This window comes from Pseudoclavibacter sp. RFBI5, from assembly GCF_002931395.1.
GTDB lineage: Bacteria > Actinomycetota > Actinomycetes > Actinomycetales > Microbacteriaceae > Pseudoclavibacter.
Window position 1 is genome coordinate 69,320 of sequence record NZ_PSYA01000002.1, and the last position, 23,995, is coordinate 93,314.

General features: G+C 69.0%; 21 protein-coding genes. 15 read left to right on the forward strand and 6 right to left on the reverse strand.

All coding sequences use genetic code 11. From position 1 onward, the window contains the following. Positions 1 to 3 precede the first annotated feature (3 nt). Positions 4 to 756: an ABC transporter permease gene (locus C5E06_RS00950; RefSeq protein WP_104297982.1), complete on the forward strand. Its 753-nt coding sequence runs from the start codon at positions 4 to 6 to the stop codon at positions 754 to 756. A gap of 70 nt (positions 757 to 826) precedes the next feature. Here the strand turns inward: C5E06_RS00950 and C5E06_RS00955 are convergent, their stop codons facing one another. After that, on the reverse strand, positions 827 to 1,498 hold the full coding sequence (locus C5E06_RS00955) for a GntR family transcriptional regulator (protein WP_104305704.1): 672 nt from the start codon (positions 1,496 to 1,498) through the stop codon (positions 827 to 829). Between the two features lie 75 nt (positions 1,499 to 1,573). On the opposite strand from C5E06_RS00955, the gene C5E06_RS00960 reads away from it, so the two are divergent. The 4 genes from C5E06_RS00960 to C5E06_RS00975 all read left to right on the forward strand — a co-directional run bounded on the left by C5E06_RS00960 (position 1,574) and on the right by C5E06_RS00975 (position 5,903). After that, positions 1,574 to 2,971, forward strand: coding sequence for an MFS transporter (locus C5E06_RS00960; protein ID WP_104305705.1), 1,398 nt, complete (start codon positions 1,574 to 1,576; stop codon positions 2,969 to 2,971). A gap of 77 nt (positions 2,972 to 3,048) precedes the next feature. After that, complete coding sequence (locus tag C5E06_RS00965; protein WP_104239994.1) at positions 3,049 to 3,834, forward strand: HpcH/HpaI aldolase/citrate lyase family protein; 786 nt, start codon at positions 3,049 to 3,051, stop codon at positions 3,832 to 3,834. After that, the gene (locus C5E06_RS00970) at positions 3,834 to 4,823 is read left to right on the forward strand and encodes a C-terminal binding protein (RefSeq protein ID WP_104239995.1); all 990 of its coding nucleotides are present in this window, start codon (positions 3,834 to 3,836) and stop codon (positions 4,821 to 4,823) included. Before C5E06_RS00965 ends, C5E06_RS00970 begins: the two co-directional genes overlap by 1 nt. Before the next feature lie 396 nt (positions 4,824 to 5,219). Next, positions 5,220 to 5,903 (forward strand): DNA-3-methyladenine glycosylase, encoded by a 684-nt coding sequence (locus C5E06_RS00975; RefSeq protein WP_219820167.1) that lies wholly within the window; start codon positions 5,220 to 5,222, stop codon positions 5,901 to 5,903. 73 nt (positions 5,904 to 5,976) lie between these two features. Here C5E06_RS00975 and C5E06_RS00980 read toward each other — a convergent pair whose 3' ends face one another. Both C5E06_RS00980 and C5E06_RS00985 read right to left on the reverse strand, forming a co-directional pair. Beyond that, complete coding sequence (locus tag C5E06_RS00980) at positions 5,977 to 6,540, reverse strand: TetR/AcrR family transcriptional regulator (protein WP_104305706.1); 564 nt, start codon at positions 6,538 to 6,540, stop codon at positions 5,977 to 5,979. Positions 6,541 to 6,545: 5 nt separating this feature from the next. Beyond that, positions 6,546 to 7,013: a nuclear transport factor 2 family protein gene (locus C5E06_RS00985; protein ID WP_104305707.1), complete on the reverse strand. Its 468-nt coding sequence runs from the start codon at positions 7,011 to 7,013 to the stop codon at positions 6,546 to 6,548. Between the two features lie 129 nt (positions 7,014 to 7,142). On the opposite strand from C5E06_RS00985, the gene C5E06_RS00990 reads away from it, so the two are divergent. Both C5E06_RS00990 and C5E06_RS00995 read left to right on the forward strand, forming a co-directional pair. Next, entirely contained in the window at positions 7,143 to 7,382 is a 240-nt protein-coding gene (locus tag C5E06_RS00990; RefSeq protein WP_104297985.1) for an antitoxin VbhA family protein, read from the forward strand. Continuing rightward, entirely contained in the window at positions 7,382 to 8,011 is a 630-nt protein-coding gene (locus tag C5E06_RS00995) for a Fic family protein (protein WP_104305708.1), read from the forward strand. The genes C5E06_RS00990 and C5E06_RS00995 overlap by 1 nt, the downstream gene beginning before the upstream one ends. Positions 8,012 to 8,044: 33 nt before the next feature. On the opposite strand, the gene C5E06_RS01000 is transcribed toward C5E06_RS00995, so the two are convergent. Together C5E06_RS01000 and C5E06_RS01005 are read right to left on the reverse strand one after the other, a co-directional pair. Beyond that, on the reverse strand, positions 8,045 to 12,823 hold the full coding sequence (locus C5E06_RS01000) for an NAD-glutamate dehydrogenase (protein ID WP_104305709.1): 4,779 nt from the start codon (positions 12,821 to 12,823) through the stop codon (positions 8,045 to 8,047). An 88-nt stretch (positions 12,824 to 12,911) separates the two neighbouring features. Beyond that, positions 12,912 to 13,952 carry a Gfo/Idh/MocA family protein gene (locus C5E06_RS01005; RefSeq protein ID WP_104305710.1) on the reverse strand — a complete coding sequence of 347 codons (1,041 nt, stop codon included), beginning with the start codon at positions 13,950 to 13,952 and terminating at the stop codon, positions 12,912 to 12,914. Positions 13,953 to 14,089: 137 nt separating this feature from the next. On the opposite strand from C5E06_RS01005, the gene C5E06_RS01010 reads away from it, so the two are divergent. The 4 genes from C5E06_RS01010 to C5E06_RS01025 all read left to right on the forward strand — a co-directional run bounded on the left by C5E06_RS01010 (position 14,090) and on the right by C5E06_RS01025 (position 18,437). Beyond that, positions 14,090 to 15,523, forward strand: coding sequence for a hypothetical protein (locus C5E06_RS01010; RefSeq protein ID WP_146081267.1), 1,434 nt, complete (start codon positions 14,090 to 14,092; stop codon positions 15,521 to 15,523). Positions 15,524 to 15,736: 213 nt separating this feature from the next. Continuing rightward, on the forward strand, positions 15,737 to 16,546 hold the full coding sequence (gene modA, locus C5E06_RS01015) for a molybdate ABC transporter substrate-binding protein (protein ID WP_104305712.1): 810 nt from the start codon (positions 15,737 to 15,739) through the stop codon (positions 16,544 to 16,546). Positions 16,547 to 16,557: 11 nt separating this feature from the next. Continuing rightward, positions 16,558 to 17,379, forward strand: coding sequence for an ABC transporter permease (locus C5E06_RS01020; protein ID WP_258067455.1), 822 nt, complete (start codon positions 16,558 to 16,560; stop codon positions 17,377 to 17,379). Beyond that, positions 17,376 to 18,437: a sulfate/molybdate ABC transporter ATP-binding protein gene (locus tag C5E06_RS01025; RefSeq protein ID WP_104305713.1), complete on the forward strand. Its 1,062-nt coding sequence runs from the start codon at positions 17,376 to 17,378 to the stop codon at positions 18,435 to 18,437. The genes C5E06_RS01020 and C5E06_RS01025 overlap by 4 nt, the downstream gene beginning before the upstream one ends. Before the next feature lie 8 nt (positions 18,438 to 18,445). Here the strand turns inward: C5E06_RS01025 and pcp are convergent, their stop codons facing one another. Further along, positions 18,446 to 19,087 carry a pyroglutamyl-peptidase I gene (gene pcp / locus C5E06_RS01030; RefSeq protein WP_104305714.1) on the reverse strand — a complete coding sequence of 214 codons (642 nt, stop codon included), beginning with the start codon at positions 19,085 to 19,087 and terminating at the stop codon, positions 18,446 to 18,448. Between the two features lie 340 nt (positions 19,088 to 19,427). On the opposite strand from pcp, the gene C5E06_RS01035 reads away from it, so the two are divergent. The 4 genes from C5E06_RS01035 to C5E06_RS01050 all read left to right on the forward strand — a co-directional run bounded on the left by C5E06_RS01035 (position 19,428) and on the right by C5E06_RS01050 (position 23,930). Beyond that, a complete protein-coding gene (locus tag C5E06_RS01035; protein WP_104305832.1) occupies positions 19,428 to 20,525 on the forward strand; it encodes an amino acid ABC transporter permease in 1,098 nt (365 codons plus the stop codon). Beyond that, positions 20,522 to 21,340, forward strand: coding sequence for an amino acid ABC transporter ATP-binding protein (locus C5E06_RS01040; RefSeq protein WP_104240008.1), 819 nt, complete (start codon positions 20,522 to 20,524; stop codon positions 21,338 to 21,340). Before C5E06_RS01035 ends, C5E06_RS01040 begins: the two co-directional genes overlap by 4 nt. Positions 21,341 to 21,411: 71 nt before the next feature. Continuing rightward, positions 21,412 to 22,434 carry an ABC transporter substrate-binding protein gene (locus C5E06_RS01045; RefSeq protein ID WP_104240009.1) on the forward strand — a complete coding sequence of 341 codons (1,023 nt, stop codon included), beginning with the start codon at positions 21,412 to 21,414 and terminating at the stop codon, positions 22,432 to 22,434. A 17-nt stretch (positions 22,435 to 22,451) separates the two neighbouring features. Beyond that, positions 22,452 to 23,930, forward strand: coding sequence for an MFS transporter (locus C5E06_RS01050; RefSeq protein ID WP_104305715.1), 1,479 nt, complete (start codon positions 22,452 to 22,454; stop codon positions 23,928 to 23,930). The last annotated feature ends 65 nt before the right edge of the window (positions 23,931 to 23,995 follow it).

Below are 23,995 nucleotides of genomic sequence, written 5' to 3' on the forward strand. Positions count from 1 at the left end.
ACCATGTCCACTGCAGGACTCATCGCCACGCACGTCAAGTACTCGCTCATCGAGACCGCACGCGTGCCCATCGCCGTGATCGGCTCGCTCGTCTTCCCGACGCTCGCGTTCTGCTTCTTCGTGCTGCCGCAGAGCGCCATCGTCGACGACCCGGCGTTCGCGACGCAGGCCACCGCGTCCATGATCGTCTTCGCATTCATGACGAACGGCCTCTTCAGCCTCGGCCTCGACCTGGCGGAGCAGCGGTCGAAGCCGTGGGTGCCCTACCTGCGCACGCTGCCCGGCAAGCCGTCGGCGCGCATCGCGGGTCTCGTGATCAGCACGCTGGTCATGGCCACGCTGGCCATCATCCCCCTGCTCGTCGTCGGCGGACTGTTCACGGCCGCCGACCCGACCCCGATGCGCGTGCTGCTCGGACTCGTCGCCGTCGTGCTCACCGCGGTTCCCTCCGCCCTCATCGGCGCGATCGTCGGCACGACGGCCGGCCCGAAGGCCGCCATCGCGATCACGCAGGTGCTCATGTTCCTGCTCGCGTTCGGCGGGGGCCTGTTCCTGCCGCCCTTCCTGTTCCCCGACTGGCTCGACTCGGCGTCGAAGGTGCTGCCCGTCCGCCAGGCCCGCGAGCTCGTCATCGCGACCGTCTCCGGAAGCGAGTTCCCCGTGTGGGCGCTGCTCGGCATCCTCGCCTGGACTGCGGTCCTCGGCTTCCTCGCCGTGTTCCTGTACAAGCGCGACGAGGGCCGCAAGTTCTCCTAGGGGGCCGTGGGGGAGGCCGCATGTGCACAGCGTTCTGCTGGGCAGCACCGCGTGCTGCGCCGAAGTCGGCCTAGTCCTGCGGCGTCAGCATTCCCGTCGATGACATGCCCGCCAGGACGTGGAGTTCCCAAGCTCGGAGCAGCTCGCGTGTCTGCCCGTGGGCCAGAGCCGCCTCCAGCAGGTCATACAACTCCTCGTGAGACCGGAGGAACTCGGGAGTCCCAAGACCGGACGGGTGCGGCGTCACGCTCAGCGCGAGTCGGATCTGGTCGCGCAAAGCCCCGTAGCGACTCGACAGCCGCGGCAGCCCGGCCAGGGCGACGACGCCGGCGTGGAAATCAGTGTCGGCTGCGACGAACTCCTCGGAGCTTTCCGCCGTGCGCATCTCGTCGATGTGCACGCGGAGCGAATCAACCGGGGTGCGGTTCTGCACGATGAGTCGCACGGCGAGGAGTTCGTCGGCAACCCTCAGCGCGGCCAGCTCCGGGAGGTCGGAGCGGTCGATCGAGAGCACGCGATATGCGCGATGGGTCGCCTTCTCCACCAGCCCGACTTGCTCGAGCAGCCGCAGCGCTTCGCGCACAGGCGAACGGCTGACCCCCATGCGTTCGGCGATCACCGAGTCCGGCAGCGTGTCGCCCGGCCGGAGCGTGCCGTTCAGGATCTGCTCCTTAATCTGCATCTGGGCCTCATCGGTCAGCGACATGGGTCTGATCTTCTGGAAGTCGCTGCGTGAGGCCATGTTCTTAGAGTACAGGCGACTTGCGATTGTCGACAGTACGCAATACTCTGACCTCAACCGAGCAAAGGAGCTCTAGTGTCCAACCAAGATGTCGTGGCGTCCCCAACATCGCCGGCAGACGGACTTACCCGAGCGCGATCATTTCGCGCCATCGCCGCAGCGACGGCAGGCACATTCATCGAGTGGTACGAGTACGGCCTGTACACCTACGTCGCGGGCCTGGTCATCGCGCCCCTCTTCTTCCCCGAAGGGGCGGGTTCCGTCGCGGTGCTGGCAACCTTCGCAACGTTCGCGGTCGGTTTCGCTGCCCGCCCGGTCGGCGGCATCGTCCTCGGCGCCGCTGGCGACCGATGGGGCAGGCGCCCGGTTCTGATCTTCTCGATCATCCTGATGGGAGTCGCAACGACAAGCATCGGTCTCCTCCCGCCGTTCGCCGCGATCGGCATCTGGGCACCAGCGCTCCTGGTCCTGTTCCGCCTCATGCAGGGATTCGGAGCAGGAGCCGAACTGGCCTCGGCGATGATCTACGTCAACGAATCCACTCAGCAGAAGGCCAAGGGCTATCACTCCTCCTTCCTGCTGGTCGGATCCATGATGGGCGCGATCCTCTCGCTCGTGCTCTTCACGGGACTCAGCGCCGCGCTGACCTCCGAAGCGTTCCTCGAGTGGGGATGGCGTGTGCCCTTCCTGCTCGGGGCCGTGCTCACGGTGATCGGTCTCCTCCTGCGCCGAAAGGTCGGTGAATCGCCCGAGTTCGAGCGAGTCCAGCGTGAGCGTGACGCCGGCCGGGCCCCGATGGCGCGCAGGAATCCGCTCGCGGCGATGGGGGACGCGTTCAAGGCGAGCCCGAGAAACTTCATTGCCGGTTTCCTCCTGCCATCAGGGCTGAACGTCACCGGCTTCGTCGCGCAGGCATTCGGCATCAGCTACCTCTCGGGTCAGATCGGGCTCAGCGCCGATGAGACCCTGCTCACGATCTTCGTGATGATGGGAGTCGGCGTTCTGGTCCTGCCACTCTGGGGGCGGTTGACCGACAAGCTGGGCGCCAAGCTCGTCCTGTACGCGGGAGCGATCGGCGGCATCATCCTCGCGTTCCCGTACTTCATGGCGCTCCAGACGGGAAACCTCCCGCTCATCGTGGTCGCGAGCGTCCTCATCTGGGCTGTCGGCTGGGCCGCTGGGAATGCCGCCCAGCTGATCATCCTCCCGGCCATCTTCCGCACGGAATATCGATCATCAGGTCTCACCTCCTCGCGTGAGCTGCAGGGGGCGCTGGTCGCCGGTCCTACTCCGCTGATAGCGACGGCTCTCGTCCTCGCACTCGGCGGTGCGCCGTGGCTCGTCGCCGCCATGATCGTGCTCGCTCAGACGATGACGATCGTCGGAATGCTCATCGCCCGCCCGACTCTCACCGCTGAGGAAGTGGAATCAGCATCTGCCCATCGCGGGCTCGGAGTGAAGTCCTCCGCATGATCCTCGACGTCTCACCGATGCACCGCACTCCGCGCTGCACACATCCCACCAGCACCACCAGAAAGAAATGAGCAGCAATGCCGCAGTACGACCTCCGGTCCCGTGTGCGAGACGCACCCGTGATCGGCACCACGATCCTCACCGGTTCCCCCACGCTCGTCGAAGCCCTCGCCGCGACCCCCTTCGAAGTGCTCTGCATGGACCTCGAGCACTCCGCCACGACGATCGAGCAGCTCGAGCAGCTCGTCCGTGCTGCTGACGTGCACAGGACTCCCGCGCTCGTGCGGGTGCCCGAAGTCGGTCACTACATCTCCCGCGTGCTCGACGCAGGCGCCGCCGGCATCATCGTTCCCCGTATCGAGACGGCGGCTCAGGCAGCTGAAGTCGTCGAACGAGCTCGATACGCCCCGGAGGGGAAGCGAGGAAGCGGTCCTGGCCGTGGTGCTGCCTATGGAGCCAGCCTCGCATCCCCGGACTACTCCGCCGTGACCAACGCCAGCGTCCTCGTCGCGATCCAGATCGAATCCGCGGAAGGTGTCGAAGCGGCCGATGAGATCCTTGCCACTCCTGGCCTCGACGCGGTCATCATCGGCCCGGGCGATCTCGCCCTCTCCCTCGGCGTTCGCATGGGATCGGACGAGCACTGGGCAGCCATCGATCGCGTGCTGAGCAGCGCTGCCGCCCACGGCGTCGGCACGGGCGCGTTCTGCTTCACGGTTCCGGATGCGCAGCGGTACCTCGCGAGCGGAGCACGGGTGATCCTGTCGGGTGGCGACCTGAACTGGGCCGTCAGCGGCGCGATGTCCGAGTGGCACGCTATCCAGAGCCTCTCGACCGAGGCAGAAACCGCAGGTACCCGCTGATGGCGTCCTACAAAGTGGTCCTGACCAACAGCGCTGTCCCGCTGGCCGAAGAAGCAGAGAAGGCCTTCCTCGGCATGGATGTCGAGTTCGTGACGGTGGATGCACCCACTGAAGACGAGCTGATCAGGGTTGCCGGGGACGCCGACGCGATCATCGCGTTGGCGGAGCCCCTGAGCCGCCGCGTGATCGACAGCCTCTCCCGCTGCCGATCCATCACGAGATTCGGTATCGGCCTGGATGGTGTCGATATCGATGCGGCAACCTCCAATGGGATGTGGGTCACCAACGTGCCGGACTCGAACTACCGCGAAGTGGCCGTTCACGCCATCACGCTCGCGCTCTCAGTCTCGCGGCGGATCGCCTCGCTCGACCAGGCGATGCACCGAGACGGGACGGCGTCGCTCGCTCTCGCGGCCGGAACCAGGCGACCGGATGACCAGACCTTCGGGCTGCTCGGGATCGGACGGATCGGCCGACGCGTGGCCAGCATGGCCTCGGCGATCGGATATCACGTCCAGGCCTACGATCCGGGTGTCTCGGCCGACGACATCCGAGCGCTCGGATTCGTTCCCGTGAGCTTCGACGAGCTGGTGGAGACGTCGGACATCCTCTCGCTGCACGTCCCCCTCCTCGAGTCCACGCGAAACATCATCAGCAGTGCCGTCATCGATCGCATGCCCGCCGGCGCAGCACTCATCAACGTCTCGCGAGGCGGCCTGGTCGATGAGGGCGCGCTTGCTGCTGCGATCCGTTCCGGGCGCCTCGCCGGGGCAGGGATCGACGCTCGTGAGGGCGAACCGGCCCCCATGTCGGTAACCAATCCGCTGCGTGGTCTGGAGCGCGTGGTCCTCACCCCGCATTCTGCTCACTACAGCGTGGAGTCGCTCGCCGAGACGAAGTCCAAGGCGCTCGACGACGTTGCGAGGGCACTGCGCGGTGAAAGCCCGATCTATGCCGTGAACGATCCTCTGTCACTGCGCATCGGCTGACCAGCCTCGGCGCTGAGGTGCATTGGGCAGGGAAGGCGTCGTCGGCTCAGCGGCGCCCTCCCTGCTGGCGTGCCCATCGACTGGTGGTGGCCGATGTCGGCCGCCTCCGAGTCTCGATCCAGGTGGATGGCCCTATATTTGCGATCGTTCCCAGCGCCCGTCGACGGAGCCTTTGGCCGCACGCTGACCTCCACCGAGCCCGGCGGCACTGCCATCACTCTCCACGACAAGGTCGGACACATGACTCGACTCGAGACGGTTCACGAGATCGTCGGGCCCTGGTCGCTCGCCACCAGCAAGCGTTTCTGGGAGGGGGTCGCCCCCGGCAGGCTCGCTTCCCAGACGGAGACCGCGGGCATCCAGACCACTTTTCTCTGCGATACCGACTGGCAGCGAGTGGATGCCGTCATCACCCAGGACGGGCCATCCGTCCGCATCGTGGTGGAGGGCCCGGGTGATCTGGATGCCGCGACCGAGCAAGTCCGTCGGCTGCTGTCGATAGACATCGATGCGCGCGGCTGGCCCGATGTCGCGGCGCGCGATGAGGTCGTCGCGGAAGCGCAGGCTCGGCTCCCCGGGTTCAGGCCGTGCGGTTTCTTCTCGCCATACGAGGCGGCCGTGTGGTCGGTGCTGTCGCAACGGCTGCAGATGCGCCAGGCGGTGGCGATCAAGACGCGGCTCACGCTGCAGCTCGGCGACGACGGAGCCTTTCCGTCTCCGGCCACGCTGCGGGCGGCGTCACTCACCCTGCCCGGGCGCAAGGCGGAGTACCTGCACGCGATCGCCGAGGCCGCGCTCGACGGCCAGCTCTCCGGCTCCTACCTGCGCTCGTTGCAGTCGTCCGAGGCGTTCGTCCAGGTGCAGAGCATCCTGGGGATGGGGCCGTTCTCGGCCGAGCTCGTCGTGATTCGCGGCGCGAACTTCCCCGATGTGCTGCCGCGCAACGAGGGTCGACTGAGCGAGGAGGTCATGAAGCGCTACGGCGCTGATCGCTCGATCGACGAGATCGCCGAGGCATGGAAGCCGTTCCGCTCGTGGGCAGGGGTGCACTTGCGCGCGCTGCGGGCGCTCGACGAGTAGACGATCGTCACGATCGCATCGCCGCAGGCGCGGGCCGAACTCAGGATGAGTGACCGCCAGCGGCAGTGAGCCGCTAGCGCCTGCGCGCTGGCGATGCTGCGTCGAGAACGGTGTCGAACGCGTTGGGATCATCAAGTGCGCGGGCGAGGACGATGCCGCCCTGAATGGCAGCGACCAGTTGGAGCGCGTGCGAGCGGGGCTCCGGCGACCCCGCGGCGGCCAGGGCGGCAGTGAGCGAGTCGACCCATTCGGTGAAGTAGCCGCGCACGGCCTCATCGAACTGGTCGCGCTCGCGGCCGGTGGCGAATGCGCCGGGGAGGCACGCGCGCCGACCGGAGCGGAAGTAGGCCCGTACCTCGTCGATCATGGCGTGGATGCCCTGTCGCGCCTCCTCCGCGTTGGTGCTGGTGGCGCGCAGCGGTGTGAAGATGCGCTCGTCGAACCATGCCTGGATGTCGGCGAGGACTGCCGCCGCCATCTCTTCCTTGCCACCGGGAAAGAAGTGGTACAGGCTCCCGCGGCCGAGGCTGGTCGCGTCCTGGAGGATGGCCATGCTGGCCCCCTCGTATCCGTGCTCGCGGAATGTCTCCGTCAGGAGGGGGATCACGGCTTCACGAGTCGTCGACGGCTTGGCCATGACGCTCAGATGCCCAACTCGGTCAGCCCCGGGTGATCGCTCGGTCGCGGGCCGAGGGGCCAGTGGAAGAGTCGGTCGGCCTCGTCGATCGCAACGTCGTTGATCGCCGCGAGTCGACGACGCATCAGGCCGTGCTCATCGAACTCCCAATTCTCGTTGCCGAACGAGCGGAACCATTGCCCCGTCGCGGTGTGGGACTCGTAGACGAAGCGGACGGCGATGTGGTTCCCTTCGTAGGCCCAGACCTCCTTGATGAGCCGGTAGTCGAGCTCCCGGCTCCACTTCTCTGTGAGCAGCGCCACGATCTCGGCGCGCCCGTTCACGAACCGATCACGGTTCCGCCAGGCGCTCTCGACGGTGTAGGCCAGGGAGACCCGCTCGGGATCACGCGTGTTCCAGGCATCTTCGGCCGCTCGCGCTTTGCGTGCAGCGGTCTCTGCTGTGAACGGGGGAAGGGGTGGACGCTCGTCCATGGAAGCTCCTCGATGTCGCCACCGGCTCTTTACCGATTGGTACAGAGGGTACGCTGTATCGATCGGTAAAGCCAGGGTGCGGGATGGGCTGCTTGGTAGACTTGGAGCCCACTGAGCGAGAGGCTCGAGATGGCCGTCGAATTCGACATCCAGGAGCGTTGGCCGGAGCTCTTCGCCCCGCTGAGCGCACAGCAGCGCAAGATCGTCGTGAACGCGCTCGCCTCCAGCTGGCACGAGGGCTGGGTGCCGAATCGCGAAGACGTCGAGAACCTGACTGACCTGCTGCGCGGAGCGATCGACAAGGCCGAGTACGACCGTCGAGTCGCCGGTGCGATCGAGCGCACGCACGCGCACGCTGCCGCGAGCTGATGGCGGCCGACTGCGCCGCCTGGGATTCGTACCTCTGGGAGCCGGGCGGTTCCGTGCTGCGCAACCTCTTCGGGCTGCGGGACAAGGCCGATCTGGCGAGGGCGGAGTTCGCCGAGGCGAATGCGCAGCAGGCGCTCGTCGAAGAGGGTCTGCTGTCGATCCCGAAGACATACGACGCTGCACACGTGAAAGCGCTCCACAGGCAGCTCTTCGGGAACATCTACGAGTGGGCAGGGGAGTACCGCACGGTGCCCATCTACAAAGACCAGTTCGGGTTCGCGGAGCTCGACGACATCCCCAGATACCTCGAGGACGCCGCCCGGATCATCGACGAGCTCGACTGGTCGGAGCTCGACATCGACCAGTTCGCGGCCGCGGCTGCCGAGGTGTTCGCGTACGTCAACCATGCGCATCCGTTCCGTGAAGGCAACGGGCGCGCATCGAAGCTCTTCATGCAGCACGTCTCGGAGCTGAGTCGCTTCGAGATCGACTACGACCCCGCAACGTCAGGTGTCACGGCTGCCATGTGGAACGAGGGATCACGATTCTCCGGTCCCGATCGCTTCTCCTACGAGCCGGTGCCCGACTCGCTCGTGCCAGTATTCCGCGCGCTCGCCGCTGAGCGATGAGGGCCGGCGTCGAGGCCGCGCCCGCGCCCGCGGTCAGCGCACGAGCGACCGCAGGCGCCGCAGCGCGACCGACAGCGTGGCGAGACCCGTGTCGTCGCCAGCGTGCACTGCATCCGCAGCCTCGTCGAGCGCGCGGGCGGCGCTGGGGCCGAGCTGGCTGATCCACGCGTCGATGCGCGCGGTGTGCTCGGCCGGCTCGGTCTGCGTCATGACGGAGGCGGCGAGCTCGATCATGACCGCGTACAGGTCGTCGCGCATGGCGGCGCGCGCCATGGACCCCCAGCGGTCGTCCTGCGGCAGTGCCGTCGCCCGCACGAGCATGTCGTCGAAGCTGACGCGCGCCGACAGCACGTAGTAGAGGCCGACGAACTCCTCGAGGTCCCAGCCGTGCTGGTCCGCGCGTTCGATGATGTCGAGCAGCGGCATGAGCTCGAGGAGGCCGGCCCCGCGCAGCGCAAGCGCACGCGGGACGGCGGCGTCTTCGAACTCCTGCACGCGGGCGTCGAAGCGCTCGCGTTCCTCGCCCTGCTGCAGCTCGCCCATCCGGCTGGCGAACTGCGCGACCGGGCCGCTGAACCGTTCGATCTCCGCACCGACGTCGATGCTGTCGGGCCGGTGCTGCACGATCCAGCGAGTCGCCCGGTCGAGGAGTCGACGGAAGCCGAGGTACAGCTCGGTCTGGATGGACGCCGGCACGAGGTTGTCGGTGGCCTCGATCTCGACGACGAAGCCGCGCAGGTCGAAGATCTCCCGGGCGGCGACGTAGGCGCGCGCGATCTCCTCGCTCGTTGCGCCCGTCTCATCCTGGGCGCGGTAGGCGAAGGTGATGCCGCCGCGGTTGACCATCGAGTTCACGACGGAGTTCACGATGATCTCCTGGCGCAGCGGATGCGCGTGCAGGTCGTCCGCGTAGCGCTCGCGAACCTCGGCCGGGAAGTACTCGGCGAGGGTGTTCGCGAACCACGGGTCCTCGGCGAGGTCGGTCTCGGCGAGGTCGCTCTTGAGCGCGAGCTTCGCGTAGGCGACGAGCACCGAGAACTCGGGCCTCGTGAGGCCGCGTCCCTCGTCGATGCGGCGCCTGATCTCGGCGTTGCTCGGCAGGAACTCGAGGTCGCGGTCGAGCTCGTCGCGTTCCTCCAGCCACGTGATGAGCCGCTTGTGGGAAGGCAGCATCTTGGCGGCGTTCGAGCGCGAGTTGCCGAGGAGCACGTTCTGCTCGTAGTTGTCGCGCAGCACCTGCGTACCGACCTCGTCGGTCATGGCGCGCAGTACCTCGTTGCGGGCGTCGCGGTCGAGGCGGCCGTCGCGTTCCACGGCGCCGAGGAGGATCTTGATGTTGACCTCGCGGTCGGAGGTGCCGACGCCAGCGGAGTTGTCGATCGCGTCGGTGTTGAGGCTCACCCCGGCGAGGGCCGCCTCGATGCGACCGCGCTGGCTCACGCCGAGGTTGCCGCCCTCGCCGACGACGCGTAGCCGGAGCTGATGGCCGTCGACGCGGACCGCGTCGTTGCCGCGGTCGCCGATCTCCGCGTTCGTCTCGTCACTGGCCTTGATGTAGGTGCCGATGGCGCCGTTCCAGAGGAGGTCGACGGGGGCGAGCAGTACGGCCTTCTTCAGCTCGAGCGGGGTCAGGCGCCGCACGTCGGCGTCGAGGCCGAGCGCTTCCCGCATCTGCGGCGTCACCGGAATCGACTTCTGGGAGAGCGGGAAGACGCCGCCGCCCTCCGAGATGACGCTGCGGTCGAAGTCGTCCCACGAGGAGCCGGGGAGGTCGAAGAGCCGCTGACGCTCCACGAACGTGGCCGCCGCATCCGGGGTCGGATCGACGAACACGTGCCGGTGGTCGAACGCCGCGACGAGGCGGATGTGCTCCGAGCGCAGCATGCCGTTGCCGAACACGTCACCCGACATGTCGCCGACGCCCACGACCGTGAAGTCCTGCGTCTGCGTGTCGTGGCCCAGCTCCCGGAAGTGCCGCTTCACGGACTCCCACGCGCCGCGGGCGGTGATGCCCATGCCCTTGTGGTCGTAGCCGGCCGAGCCGCCAGACGCGAAGGCATCCGCGAGCCAGAAGCCGTACTCCTCGGAGATGCCGTTCGCGATGTCGGAGAACGAGGCCGTGCCCTTGTCGGCGGCGACGACGAGGTAGGAGTCGTCCCCGTCGTGGCGCACGACCCGTGGCGGCGGCACGATGTCGGTGCCGTCGCGGTTGTCGGTGATGTCGAGGAGCCCGCGGATGAAGGTGCGGTAGGCGGATCGGCCGCCCTCGAGCCACGCGCCCCGGTCGCTCGGCGCGGGGAGCTGCTTCGCGAAGAAGCCGCCCTTCGATCCGGTCGGCACGATGACGGCGTTCTTCACCATCTGCGCCTTAACGAGGCCCAGTACCTCGGTGCGGAAGTCCTCGCGCCGGTCGCTCCAGCGCAGCCCGCCGCGGGCGACGCGGCCGAAGCGGAGGTGGACGCCCTCGACCTCTGGCGAGTAGACCCAGATCTCGGCCATGGGGTGGGGCTTCGGGAGGCCGGGCACGCGGGTGCAGTCGAGCTTCATCGACACCCACGACTTGGGCTCGCCCTGCGCATCCACCTGGTAGAAGTTGGTGCGCCAGGTGGCGTCGACGATGCCGATCATGGAGCTGAGGATGCGGTCGTAGTCGAGGCTGGCGACGTTGTCGAGGGCCTCCTGGAGCTGCTCGGCGAGCGCGGCGAGCGCCGCTTCTCGGTCGCCGGCGAAGTCCGGGTCGAACCTCGTCTCGAAGAACCGCACGATGTCGGCGGCGATGACGGGGTTGGCGATGAGGGCCTGCTCGATGTAGTCGACGGAGAACGTGGTGCCGACCTGCCGCAGGTACATGCTGATGGCGCGGAGGATCACGATCTGCCGCCAGCGCAGCCCGCCAAGGAGGACCAGCGAGTTGAGGCGGTCGCTCTCTGCGGCCCCCGACCAGACGGCGCTGAAGACCGACTCGAGCTCGGTACCCCATTCGGCGTCGTTCCACACGGACGCGCTCGGCGCGGTGAGCCCGAAGTCGGAGATGTGCAGGTTGCGCCCGTCCGGCAGGGTAACGACGTACGGGTGCTCGTCGACGACGTCGACGCCGAGATCGGTGAGGGTGGGGAGCACCATCGTGAGCGGGTACACGTCGTGCGACGCGAACGTGAAGTAGCGCTTCCCGGGCTCGTCCTCTTCCGGCGCGTAGAGGTGCACGGCGAAGGTGGTGTCCTCGTCGAGCTGCTCGAGGAGGGCGATGTCCTTCACCGCGTCGCTCGGGGGGATGTTCTCCTTGTATCCCTCGGGGAAGGCCGAGCCGTAGGTGCTCAGGATCTCGGCTGCCCGCTCCTCATCGTGGTCGAGGTGGAGGGCGTCGACGAGCTCCTCATCCCAGCCGCGGATGGCGCGCTCGATGCGGGGCTGGATGTCCTGCTCGGAGACCTCTGGCAGGTGCACGCCCTTGGCGGCGCGCACGACGAAGTGGAGTTGGGCGAGCGGGGAGTCGCCGACCTTCGTCGCGTGATCGACCTGGCTCGCGTCGAAGGCGGTGCGGAGCTCCTGCTCGATGCGGAGGCGCGCGGTCGTGTTGTAGCGGTCTCGCGGCAGGTAGATGAGTGCGGACGCGAACCGGCCGAACTCGTCGCGGCGCAGGAAGATGCGGTAGCGCCTGCGCTCTCGCAGCCGGCTGATCTCGGACGCGACGGCGTGGAGGTGCTCGGTGCTGTCCTGGAACAGCTCGTCTCGCGGGTACTGCTCGAGGATCTGCAGGAGGTCCTTGCCGGAGTGGGAGTTCGGCGCGTGGCCGGATGCGGCGAGCACGGATCGCACCTTGGCACCCACGATGGGCAGGGTGAGCACGGAGGCGGCGTAGGCGACGGACGTGAACATGCCGAGGAAGCGCAGCTCCCCGGTGACGTTGCCCGCTTCGTCGAAGCTGCGGACGCCGATGTAGTCGAGGTACACGTCGCGGTGCACGGTGGCGCGGGAGTTCGCCTTGGTGATGGTGAGGAGTCGCGGCTCGCGGGCGGTGCGCTGGGCCTCCGGGGTGAGATGGGTGGTCGCGGTGGACGGTCGGCGCAGGATGCCGAGCCCGGTGTGCGGCAGCGGGCGCAGCACCTCCTCGCCCCGCTCATCGGTCTCGAGCGAGTACTCGCGGTAGCCGAGGAACGTGAAGTTGTCTTCCGCGAGCCAGGTCAGGAACTCGACGGCGGAGGTGACCTCGCCGTCGTCGACGCTCGTGGGCGGCTCCGTGCGCAGGTCGGTGACGAGGTCGAGGCAGGCTCGGCGCATGGGCCGCCAGTCGGCGACCGCGGTGTGCACGTCGTCGAGCACGTGCTGCAGCCGGTCGGCGAGCTCGTCGCGGCCTTCCTCGGTGGGGATGCGGTCGACCTCGAGGTGGATCCACGATTCGAGGGTGCCGCCGTGGGCGTGCATCTCGAGCAGCTCGCCGGCGTCGTCGCGGCGAACCGAGACGACGGGATGCGCGAGCAGGTGCACGGCGAGGCCCTGGCGCGCGATCGCCGCAGTGACGGAGTCGACGAGGAACGGCGCATCCGCGGTGCAGATGTCGACGATCGTGCGCCGGGAGCTCCAGCCCTCTTCCTTGAGCGTCGGCGTGAACACGGCGATGAGGGTCTCGCCCGTCTTGCGTCGTGTGGCGAGCCGGCGCATGGTCGCCGCGGCGCCCACGATGTCGCGTGGCTCGCGCGTGGCGATGTCGTCGGCGTCGACGTCGTCGATGAGCCGTTCGAGTCCGGTCCGCAAGCTCGGCTCGATGTCGTCGAGCGCCTCGCGCAGTCCGGTGAACTCGGTTCCGTGGATCATGCTTCCCCCTTCGCAGGCGAGCCCCCATTGGCCCGCCGTCGCACCCCGTGCCTTGATGGTAGCGGGGTGGAGGGGCGAGGGGTGCGGCTCAGATCTCCACGGTGAGTCCGGTGCGCGCGCTCTCGCGTGCCGCATCCAGGATCTCGACGGTGTGCACGGCCTGCTCGATGGGAACCGGGGGAGCGGACTCGCCCCGGACTGCGGCGAGGAGCATCCGGTAGTACTCGGCGTAGTCGCCGCGCGCGGACGGGATCTGCTGGCTGCCCTCGGTGGTGTGCAGGGTGCCCCAGCGCGCTTCGGCCTCGACTCCCCAGCCGGCGGCGGCGGATGCTGGGCGCAGGCCGGCATCGATCTGCGCCGTCTGCACGTCGTCCATGCGCGACTCGTAGGCGCCGAGGTCGCCGTACGCGATGAGCTCGCGGCCGTCGAGGTGGTTGATCTTGCTGGAGGCGACGCGGGTGAAGACGCCGTTCGCGTGGTGGAGGGCGACGTCGAAGCCGCAGTCGACCTCGACGCCGTCCACCTCGGTGATGTCGAGGTGGGCGCTCACGCGCTCGACGGGGCCGAAGAGGAAGGCCATCTGGTCGACGAGGTGGCTGCCGAGGTCGCGCAGGAGTCCGTGGGCTGGGCCGGTCTCGAGGGTGCCGGAGTCGTCCTGGTCCATGCGGGAGGAGACGCGCCAGATGTCCCCGAGCTGGCCTTCGTCGATGACCTGCTTGAGCGTGACGAGGTCGGTGTCCCAGCGGCGGTTCTGGTAGGCGGTGAGGATGCGACCGCTGCGCTCCGCGGCTGCCTGCAGCTCGCGCGCTCCCTGCGCGGTGGGCGCGAAGGGGTTGTCGGCGACGACGTGCGCGCCGCGCTCGAGGGCTCGCAGGACGAGCTCGCGGCGTGTGTCCGGTGGGGTGGTGATGACGACCGCGTCGACGCCGGCGTCGAGGAGGGCGTCGAGCGAATCGAAGGCTGGCACGCCCGGTGCCTCGGTGGCGAGGATCGCGCGGCGTTCCGCTGAGCGGGTGACGACGCCGGCGAGCTCCCAGCCCTTGACGGCCTGGATGTAGGGCACGTGGAAGCGGTGGCCGCCAGCCCCGTAGCCGACGACGCCGATGCGTGCGGGGGTGGACGCGCTCATGGTGCTCTCGATTCTGCGCTGCTGTGATTCGTTCTAATGACAGGACAAGGCTACGTCAGGGGTGCCCGGGTGACAACGGCTCGCCTGTCGGGGGTGTGGTGTTGAATGGGCGCAGACAGTGACAAAGGGGTGCGACCGTGGTGGAGAGCAAGAACGGGTACACGCCGCCGGCGGACTACAAGGCGCCTGACTTCGTGCGGCAGTGGGCCGACACCGCGAGTCGCGGCGCAGACCGCATCGAGCAGGAGCGCGAGCAGCGGGCGAGGGACGCCGAGCGGGCCGCCGCGCAGCGCGCGCAGGACGGACAGCGTGCCCTCGATCAGACGTCGCAGGACGCCCAGCGCTCGGCTGGCCAGTCGGCGCGGGATGCGCAGCGCGCGGCCGAGCAGTTCGCCCGCGATGAGGGGCGCGCCGCGACGAGCACCGCAGCGCGCGCCACGTACGACCTCGACCGGCTCGGTGAGGAGGCGAAGCGCGGCCTCGCCTACACGCACGGCGGCTCGCAGGACGCCCTGCGGCGCGGGTCCGGGCCCGCGTCTCCCTCGGTGTCGGCTCCCTTCGAGGCGGCCGACGCACCGCAGCCCACCACCGCGGGGCAAGCCCCGCCACCCCCACTCCCGCCGGCGCCGTCTGGTCGCGCGGCTCGCCAGGGTGGCAGGCCGACCGGCAATCAACCCGGGCTCAAGCCGGGCCTCGCCGTGGGTGCCGGCGTCGCCGCGATCGTCGCGGCCCTCGTGGGCCTCTGGTTCGGGATCGTCTTGGCTCTGATCTTCGCGGCCCCGTCCATCAGGCGCGGCTTCCGCTCGGGCGCCAAGGGCGTCGCCGTCTCGATCCTCGCAATCCTCCTGTTCGTGGTGGCCGCCGGCATCCAGCTGCTGCAGTTCGCCTCCGACTCGCGGGAGAGCTCTGCCGCCGAGAGCAGCGCGACGTCGACGCCGGTCGGGTTGGAGGGCGACGCCGTCGTGACCGATCCGGTGCCAGAGCTCACGCTCGAGCCAGGGGTGCCGCTCAGCGGATACGGGGAGGCGAACATCGACGTCCTGCTTCCTTCCGGCGCCGGAGAGCTCGCGGTGCTGGAGGTCGTCGACACCATGGGCGACGTCACCTTCCTGGTCGCGAACCCGCAGGCCACGGAGGACGTGGAGTTCAGCAGCGGCATCCCGGGGGACACCACGCAATGGCTCGTGAACACGGCTGGTGCGGACGCCGCGGCTCGGGGCGAAGACCCGACGCCCGTGGCCACCAACAGCATCCAGGTCATCTCGGGTGGCGTGTGGGAGATGACGCTCTCCGCTGTCGACGTCCTTCCGACGTTCGATGCGACCCTCTCCGGTGAGGGCGCCGGTCTGTACCTCTATACGGGGGCTGGCGGGGAGGCCGCGATCAGTGCCGGCGACTACGGGAAGCTGCAGATCACCACGCACGGGGCGACGCCCGAGCTGACGCAGGTCGAGCTTCCCGAGACCGTCTCGCGCACCTGGCAGCCGGGTCCGATGGTGGTCGAGGTCGAAGAGGCGAGGCGCATCGACGGCACCCCGCAGCCCTGGAGCATCCAGGTCGCACAGCCCTAGGGGTGGTCGTGAGGTGCGGGGTGTCGTGCGTGGGTGCTTTCGGCCGGCGTGCCCTCGGGTCTCCGGCAGGCACGGCAGAACCGCAGCTGCGGCAGTAGAGTTGGCTTCGTGGCGCAAATTCGGGCCCTGGGCCAAACTGGTTCCTCAGATCCAGGATCACTCAGAAGCTCCCGTGCCTCGATCTTCGAACCACTGCCCGAAAGGTCTCGACGCATGACCCCCACCAGGAAGATCGCGGCGACGCTGCTGACGGCGGCGGTTGCTCTCAGCCTCTCGGCCTGCGCGGGCAGTGGCGCCCCCGCAGCTCCCGCCGCGGAAACTGCCCCGGCGAGCGCGTCCGCCCTCGAGGGATCCATCACGGTGTTCGCGGCGGCGTCGCTCAAGAGCACGTTCACGGAGCTGGCCGACGAGTTCGAGTCGAGCAACCCGGGCGTGACGGTCGAGCTGAACTTCGCCGGTTCCTCCGACCTGGTCACCCAGATCACCGAGGGCGCCCCGGCCGACGTGTTCGCCTCGGCCGATGAGAAGAACATGGCGAAGCTCACGGACGCCACCCTCATCGCGCCAGACGCTCCGGTGGATTTCGCCACCAACGTGCTCGAGATCGCGGTCCCGCCGAGCAACCCGGCCGGCATCGCCACCTTCGCGGACCTCGCCAAGCCGGAGGCGAAGACCGTCGTCTGCGCTCCCCAGGTGCCGTGCGGCGCCGCGACGCTCGCCGTCGAGACGGCGACCGGTGTGGACATCACCCCGGTGAGTGAGGAGTCGTCGGTCACCGACGTGCTGGGCAAGGTCACCTCCGGAGAAGCGGACGCCGGACTCGTCTACGTCACCGACATCATCGCCGCAGGAGACGCCGTCACCGGCATCCGGTTCCCCGAGTCGAGCGAGGCCGTGAACACCTACCCGATCGCCCCGGTCGCCGCGTCGACGAACCCCGAGGTCGCCCAGGCGTTCATCGACTTCGTCACGGGAGCAGTGGGCCAGGACGTGCTCGCGACCGCCGGGTTCGGCCAGCCGTAGGAACGCATCCAGTGCCCCGAAGAAGCTCCGCCGCTGCCGCCGTGCCCAGCTGGGTGCTGACCGTCGCGATCATCGGCGCGTCCTTCGTGCTGCTTCCGCTGATCGGGATGGTCACCCGCGTGAACTGGGCCGAGTTCGTTCCGCTCGTCACGTCGGAGTCGTCGATCGACGCGCTCCTGCTGAGCCTCCGCACCTCCCTCAGCGCGACAGTGCTCTGCGTCCTCCTGGGGGTACCCATGGCCATCGTGCTCGCCCGCACCGACTTCTGGGGGCAGAAGCTCCTCCGTTCCCTGGTGCTGCTCCCGCTCGTGCTGCCACCCGTGGTCGGCGGCATCGCCCTCCTCGCCACCTTCGGTCGGCGCGGGCTCCTCGGCCAGAGCTTCGAGGCCATGGGGATCACCATCGCGTTCTCGACGACGGCCGTCGTCCTCGCGCAGACCTTCGTGGCGCTCCCGTTCCTCGTGCTCAGCCTCGAGGGGGCGCTGCGCACCGTCGGAACGCGCTACGAGGCGATCGGCGCCACGCTCGGTGCACGGCCCACCACGGTGCTGCGCCGCATCACGCTGCCGCTCGTGCTGCCCGCCGTGATCTCCGGCGCGGTCCTCTCCTTCGCGCGCGCGCTTGGCGAGTTCGGGGCCACTCTCACCTTCGCGGGCTCGCTGCAGGGCGTCACGCGCACCCTCCCGCTCGAGATCTACCTCCAGCGTGAAACCGATCCAGATGCCGCGGTCGCCCTGTCGCTCGTCCTGGTCGCCGTCGCGGTGATCGTGGTCGCGGTGGCCCACCAGGCCGGCGAGGCCAACGGCTTCAGGCTCCGGCGGAGCGCGTCGTGAGCTTCGAGTTCGCCGCCACCGTGCGCGCGCGGGCGTTCGACGTCGAGCTCACGATCGCCGACGGCGAGACCGTCGCGGTGCTCGGGCCGAACGGCGCCGGGAAGTCGACGCTCCTCACGCTCATCGCGGGCCTGGTCCGCCCCGACACCGGCACGGCCCGGCTCAACGACGAGGTCCTCTTCGACATCGGCGATCGCGGCCGTGGACGCTGGCTGCCACCTCATGCTCGTGGCGTCTCGATGCTCGCGCAGGACGCGCTGCTCTTCCCGCACCTCACCGCACTCGACAACGTCGCCTTCGGTCCGCGCAGCAAGGGACGCTCGCGTGCCGAGGCCAACTCGCGCGCATCCGGCTGGCTCGACCGCGTCGATGCGGGAGGACTGGCGCAGAGCAGGCCCGCTCAGCTCTCCGGGGGCCAGGCGCAGCGGATCGCCGTCGCCCGGGCGCTCGCGTCCGACCCCGCTCTGCTGCTGCTCGACGAGCCGATGGCAGCCCTCGACGTGTCGGTCGCGCCGGCGATCCGACGGATGCTCCGAGACGTCCTGGCGGATCAGACGACGATCATCGTCACGCACGACGTGCTCGACGCCTTCATGCTCGCCGACCGCGTCGTCGTGCTCGAGGGCGGGCGCATCGTCGACGTCGGCCCCACGCGCGAGGTGCTCGAGCGGCCCACCACGCAGTTCGCGGCCGGCCTCGCCGCGCTCAACCTCGTGACCGGCACCGCCCTCGACGCCGCCTCCGTCAGAGCCGACGGTGGGCAGCGCCTCGCGGCGAGCTTCGTCGAAACGCTCGCGGCCGGCACGCGGGTCGGGATCTCCGTGCGGCCGACGCAGGTCGCCGTCACCACCGAGGACCCGGCGGAGCCGAGTGCCTCACGGAACGTGCTCCCCGGCATCGTCACGGACCTCGAGCCGCGAGGGGACATCATCCGGGTCCGGAGCGCCGAGTTCTCCGCCGACGTGCCGCCTGGCAGGGTCGCTGAGCTCGACCTGGCGCCCGGCACTCGCGTGTGGTTCGCCTTCGCCGCCTCCGATGCCATCGCGTACCGGCTCTGAGGCCCTGCTCAGTCGAGGGTGCCGCCGCCGACCCGCACGTCGCTCTCGTGCGCGAGGGTCGCTCGCACGACGGCGGTGAGCGCGCTCGCGAGCTGGTCCATGGGCAGGAAGGGGCGGTCGGTGCCGACGGCTTCCTCCGCGGAGTACGGGATGTGCACGAAGCCGCCTCGTGCGCCGGCCCGCTGCCGGAGCTCGTGCAGGAGCAGGTAGAAGACGTGGTTGCAGGTGTAGGTGCCGGCGGTCTGGGAGACGACGGCAGGGATGCCGCTCGAGCGCACGGCCTCCACCGCGGCCTTGATGGGCAGGGTGCTGAAGTACGCGGCGGGGCCGTCGCCCACGATGGGCTCGTCGATCGGCTGGAAGCCGCTGTTGTCGGGGATGCGCGCGTCGTCGACGTTGATCGCGACCCGTTCCACCCTGATCGTGTCGGTGCCGCCGGCGAGCCCGACGGCGATCACGATGTCAGGGTCGACCTCGGCGAGGGCGGCCCGCAGCGCGTCGTCCACCCTCGCGAAGTCAACGGGGAGCTGACGCACGTGGATCTCCGCGTCGCCGTCCCAGCGATCGCGCACCTCCTGCACGGCCGTCCACGACGGGTTGCTCGTGTTGCCGTCGAAGGGTTCGAAGCCGGTGAGGAGGACGGTCGGCATGCGGGGGCTCCTGTCGTGCGGGTGGGGCGGCCGGAGGGGGGAGACCTCAACGCTACGCCGCGGATGCACCCCTCGCTGGCCCCTCACCTGACGAGCAGGTGACCGAATGTGACGCGGAGCTTCGCCGCGCGACCGTGTCGGAACTTCCGTGAAGGGAGGCCGTCGCCCCCGCATCCGCGTGCCCATACCTTCTCGACATGCCCTCGAAATCGAGGGTGAGCCCCTCGAATCGAGGGTCCGCCGAGAGGAGAACGCGATGTCACAACTCGACACCGCACCGACCACCGACAGCCCGTCGTCGACGCCGCCAGACGACGCGAAGCCACTCGCGAGCCGGCGGATGCAGACGCTCGGGCCGGGCGAGCACCTCAAGGTCGTCCACCCCAAGCACTGGGTGCTGTGGATCCTCTCCGCCGTCGCCGTGTTCGCCGTCGCCCAGTTCGCGTGGTCGCTCGTCACGAACCAGCGCTACGAGTGGAACGTCTTCGGCGAGTACTTCTTCAGCCAGATCGTGCTCAACGCGCTTGTCCTGACGCTCCAGCTGACGGTGCTCTCCGGCGCGATCGGCTTCATCCTCGGTGCCCTGCTCGCGGTCGCACGCCTCTCGAAGTCGCCCCTCCTGAACTCGTTCTCGTGGAGCTTCATCTGGTTCTTCCGGTCCGTGCCGCTCGTCGTGCAGCTCGTGGTCTGGTACAACCTCGGCTACCTCTACCCGACGCTCGGGCTCGGGACGCCCTTCACGACCGACTTCTGGCTCGTCGAGTTCCCGACGGTGCAGCTCATCTCCTCGTTCGCCGCGGCGACGCTCGGCCTCTCCCTGCACCAGGCCGCCTACTCGGCGGAGATCATCCGCGCCGGCATCCTGTCCGTCGACCAGGGCCAGCTCGAGGCATCCGCCGCGCTCGGCCTGCCCCGCCGGTACCGCTTCTTCCGCATCATCCTGCCGCAGGCGGCCCGCGCCATCACGCCGAACGCCTTCAACGAGATCATCGGCCTCGTCAAGGGCACCTCCGTGGTGTTCGTCGTCGCCCTGCCTGAGCTGTTCTACACGGTGCAGGTCATCTACAACCGCAACCAGCGCATCATCCCGCTGCTCCTCGTCGCGGTCGTCTGGTACGCCATCATCACGACGCTCCTCTCGATCGCGCAGTACTACATCGAGCGGCACTTCTCGAAGGGCGCGCACCGGGAACTGCCGCCGACGCCCATCCAGAAGGCGCGCGCGTGGATCTCCGAGAAGTGGGCGCTGCTCGACGACGGTGAGCAAAGCGGAGGCAGAGAGAAACAGCGCGAGGACCCAGAGAAGCCGGACGGAGAGAGCGCCGAGAGCGCGAAGGCGCTCGACCGGAAGAAGCACGGCATCCCCGCGGGCGCGACAGCCCGCCCCACAGAAGCACCAGCGCCAACACCAGCACGGAAGGACGTGAGCGGAGCATGAGCCAGGCAACCATCAACCGGAACGCCGAAGCGGAACTCGAGCGCAGCAGCGCAGCATCCGGGCAGGTCAGCGTGTGCGGCGTCAGCAAGTCGTACGGCACCCACGAGGTGCTGCACGACATCGACCTCGAGATCGAACCAGGCGAGGTCGTCGCCCTCCTCGGGCCCTCCGGCTCCGGCAAGTCGACGCTCCTGCGCACCATCAACCACCTCGAGTCCGTCGACGGCGGATCGATCCTCATCGATGGCGAGTACATCGGCTACGTCAGGAAGGGAGACCGCCTCTTCGAGCTGCGCGAAGCTGAGACGCTTCGCCGCCGGACGAGGGTTGGCATGGTCTTCCAGAACTTCAACCTGTTCCCGCACCTCACGGCGCTGCAGAACATCACGGCTGCGCCGGTGGCGCTGCAGCGAGCATCCAAAGCGGATGCAGAGGCGCAGGCGCGCAAGCTCCTCCAGCGCGTGGGCCTCGAGGGCAAGGAACACCATTACCCGCGGCAGCTCTCCGGCGGCCAGCAGCAGCGCGTCGCGATCGCCAGAGCGCTTGCGCTCAAGCCGGACGTGCTCCTCTTCGACGAGCCGACGAGCGCACTCGACCCCGAGCTGGTCGGGGAGGTGCTCGACGTCATCCGCGAGCTCGCCCACGGCGGCACGACGCTGGTCATCGTGACGCACGAGATCGGCTTCGCCCGCGAGGTCGCCGACCGCATCGTGTTCCTCGACGCCGGCCGCGTCATCGAGCAGGGCACACCGGAGCAGGTGCTGACGAACCCGCAGCATCCGCGCACGCAGGACTTCATCCGCAAGGTGCTCTAGCCACACCCTGGCCTGTCGCTCATCTCCCACCCCACAACTTCAGCAACGCACGTACCCGAAAGGTGCCACCCATGGCAAAGCTCAACAAGAAGAAGGTCGGCGTCATCGCCGGCGGTGTCGCAGCACTCGCCGTCATCGGCGTCGTCGCCACGACCCTCATCGTCAACGGCCAGTCGGCCCCCGTCACGGCAGCAGAGCCAGACGGCGCGGCCCCCGCGAGCGACCTCATCCAGTTCGACCTGACCAGCGCGAACGTCGACGGCCGCCCGCAGATCGACCCGGTTCCCGAAGCCATCGCCGCCCTCGAGGCCTCCGGATGGCAGCCAGCCGAGGCCGGCAAGCTCACCGTCGTCGGCAGCGCGTACATCCCGCCGCTCAGCTTCCTCGCCGAGGACGACAACGTGACGCGCCTCGGCAGCGAGGCCGACTTCGCGCAGCTCATCGCCGACGGGCTCGGCCTCGAGCTGAAGGGCGAGGTCGCCGCCTGGGCCGACTGGCCCCTCGGAATCCAGTCCGGCAAGTACGACCTCATCACCTCGAACGTGACGGTCACGGAAGAGCGCAAGGACCTCTTCGACTTCGCCACCTACCGCGAGGACGTGCTCGGCTTCTACGTGAAGGCCGACAGCGAGATCGAGTCGATCACCGAGGCGAAGGACGTCGCGGGCCTCTCCGTCATCGTCGGCGCCGGCACGAACCAGGAGAAGATCCTCGTCGCCTGGGACGAGGAGAACAAGGCCGCAGGGCTCGAGCCGGTCGACTTCCAGTACTTCGAAGACGACGCGGCGGGCACTCTCGCGCTGCAGTCTGGTCGAGTCGACGTGAACTTCGGCCCGAACGCGACCGCCGCGTTCAAGGCTGCGAGCGACGGCGAGACGAAGCTCGTCGGCACCCTCAACGGCGGCTTCCCCGCCAACGCGCAGATCGCAGCAGGCACCGCGAAGGACAACGGCCTCATCGAAGCCGTCTCGATCGTCATCAACCACGCCATCGAGAACGGCCAGTACGACGCGATCCTCGACCGCTGGGGACTGCAGGATGAGCGCATCGACGTCTCCGAGGTGAACCCCGCGGGCCTCCCGCGCGAGGAGTAGCCATCGCCGCGCACCCCATGGCGACGGAACCCGTCGCGTCCTCGAAGGCTGAGGGCGCGGCGGGTTTCGCCGCGCCCTCAGCTCTCCGTCGTCGAGGGCGCCCGGACGGGCTCATACTGGCGCTCGGCGTCGCGACGGCCTTCACGACCCTCCTCGATCAAGCCGTGTTCAGCTTCGCCGTGCCGAGCATCCAGCGTTCCCTCGACGCCGATGGCGCACAGGTGCAGTGGCTGACGTCGTCGTACTCACTCGCGTTCGGGCTCGCCCTCGTGGGCGCCGGGAGGCTGGGCGACCTGCTCGGGCGACGCTCGCTGTACCTGCTCGGGCTCGCGCTGTTCGCGGTCGCCGGGTTCGCGGCCGCGCTCGCGGACGACACGACCACCGTCATCATCGCCCGCCTCGTGCAGGGGTTCGGAGCCGGCGTCGTGAACCCCCAGGTGCTTGGGCTCTTCCAAGACACCTTCCGCGGCATCATGCGCTCGCGCGCGCTCTCCGGGTACACGACCGCAGGCTCGGCCGCCGGGCTCGTCGGACCGCTCGGCGGGGGCATCCTGCTGACCGTCCTCCCCGACGACACGGGATGGCGGCTCGTCTTCCTGCTCGCCGTGCCGCTGGCCGTGGTGCTCATCGTGTCGGCGGTGTTCGTGCTGCCGCGGCCGTCTGCCGTGCCGGGCGGTGTGCGAAGTGCGCTGCGACAGGTGGACGCGGTGGGCGTCGTGCTGCTCGGCACCGGCACGCTCGCGCTGCTGGTCGCGGCGGTGAGCGACGGGGTCCTCCTCGCAGCGCTGGCTGCGGCTGCGGTTGCGCTCTTCGTGCTCTTCGCCCTCTGGGAGCGTCACGTATACGCGCGGGGTGGCGCCGCGGTGCTGCATCCCGAGCTCGCCCGCAACCGCGGCTACCTGCTCGGGACCGCCGTCGCCGCGCTCACGTTCGGCTCTGCCCTCGGCATCGGACTGCTGACCACGCTGTTCCTCATCGAGGGGCTCGGCTACTCGCCGTTCGCTGCGGCGCTGCTGCTCACGCCCCGCGCCCTCGGCATGGTCGTCGGGTCGATGCTGAGCTGGCGGCTCGTGCGGCGCTTCGGCCGCAGCGGGATCACGTGGGTCCTCGGCCTGGCGCTCATCGTGGTGACCGTCGAGATCGCCCTGGTGACGACCGGATCGGAGCCGCTCATCGTGCTCGGGATCCTGGGCGCCGGGACGCTGCAGGGGTTCTTCTCCGGGCTCTTCATCCCATCGAATCAATCGCTGACGCTCAACGAGGCACCGCCAGGGGTGAATGGGGTCGCGGCCGGATTCTTCCAGCTCAGCCAACGCCTCGCGGCGGCCCTGGCGCTCTCGGTCTACGCAGGCACCTACCTCGCCGTGGGGGCGAACATGCCGGCGAGCTTCGCGTTCGGGGCGGCCGCGTCGATCACGATCGCCGCATCGCTCGGGGCGCTGCTCATCTCGGCCGCCGCCACCCCCGCCGCCGCCGCCAACCACGCCGCCGGATAGGTCAGCTTCGCCCCATTTCGACGCCGAGAACGGGGTGAAAGCGACCTATTGGCGGCGCGGCGGGC

What these genes read in the sequence shown, in the direction of transcription:
- C5E06_RS00950 (WP_104297982.1), top strand. Translation starts at nt 4, where the DNA reads ATGTCCACTGCAGGACTCATCGCCACGCACGTCAAGTACTCGCTCATC.
- C5E06_RS00955 (WP_104305704.1), bottom strand. Translation starts at nt 1,498, where the DNA reads ATGGCCTCACGCAGCGACTTCCAGAAGATCAGACCCATGTCGCTGACC.
- C5E06_RS00965 (WP_104239994.1), top strand. Translation starts at nt 3,049, where the DNA reads ATGCCGCAGTACGACCTCCGGTCCCGTGTGCGAGACGCACCCGTGATC.
- C5E06_RS00970 (WP_104239995.1), top strand. Translation starts at nt 3,834, where the DNA reads ATGGCGTCCTACAAAGTGGTCCTGACCAACAGCGCTGTCCCGCTGGCC.
- C5E06_RS00980 (WP_104305706.1), bottom strand. Translation starts at nt 6,540, where the DNA reads ATGGCCAAGCCGTCGACGACTCGTGAAGCCGTGATCCCCCTCCTGACG.
- C5E06_RS00985 (WP_104305707.1), bottom strand. Translation starts at nt 7,013, where the DNA reads ATGGACGAGCGTCCACCCCTTCCCCCGTTCACAGCAGAGACCGCTGCA.
- C5E06_RS00990 (WP_104297985.1), top strand. Translation starts at nt 7,143, where the DNA reads ATGGCCGTCGAATTCGACATCCAGGAGCGTTGGCCGGAGCTCTTCGCC.
- C5E06_RS00995 (WP_104305708.1), top strand. Translation starts at nt 7,382, where the DNA reads ATGGCGGCCGACTGCGCCGCCTGGGATTCGTACCTCTGGGAGCCGGGC.
- C5E06_RS01000 (WP_104305709.1), bottom strand. Translation starts at nt 12,823, where the DNA reads ATGATCCACGGAACCGAGTTCACCGGACTGCGCGAGGCGCTCGACGAC.
- C5E06_RS01005 (WP_104305710.1), bottom strand. Translation starts at nt 13,952, where the DNA reads ATGAGCGCGTCCACCCCCGCACGCATCGGCGTCGTCGGCTACGGGGCT.
- modA (WP_104305712.1), top strand. Translation starts at nt 15,737, where the DNA reads ATGACCCCCACCAGGAAGATCGCGGCGACGCTGCTGACGGCGGCGGTT.
- pcp (WP_104305714.1), bottom strand. Translation starts at nt 19,087, where the DNA reads ATGCCGACCGTCCTCCTCACCGGCTTCGAACCCTTCGACGGCAACACG.
- C5E06_RS01035 (WP_104305832.1), top strand. Translation starts at nt 19,428, where the DNA reads ATGCAGACGCTCGGGCCGGGCGAGCACCTCAAGGTCGTCCACCCCAAG.
- C5E06_RS01040 (WP_104240008.1), top strand. Translation starts at nt 20,522, where the DNA reads ATGAGCCAGGCAACCATCAACCGGAACGCCGAAGCGGAACTCGAGCGC.
- C5E06_RS01045 (WP_104240009.1), top strand. Translation starts at nt 21,412, where the DNA reads ATGGCAAAGCTCAACAAGAAGAAGGTCGGCGTCATCGCCGGCGGTGTC.
- C5E06_RS01050 (WP_104305715.1), top strand. Translation starts at nt 22,452, where the DNA reads ATGGCGACGGAACCCGTCGCGTCCTCGAAGGCTGAGGGCGCGGCGGGT.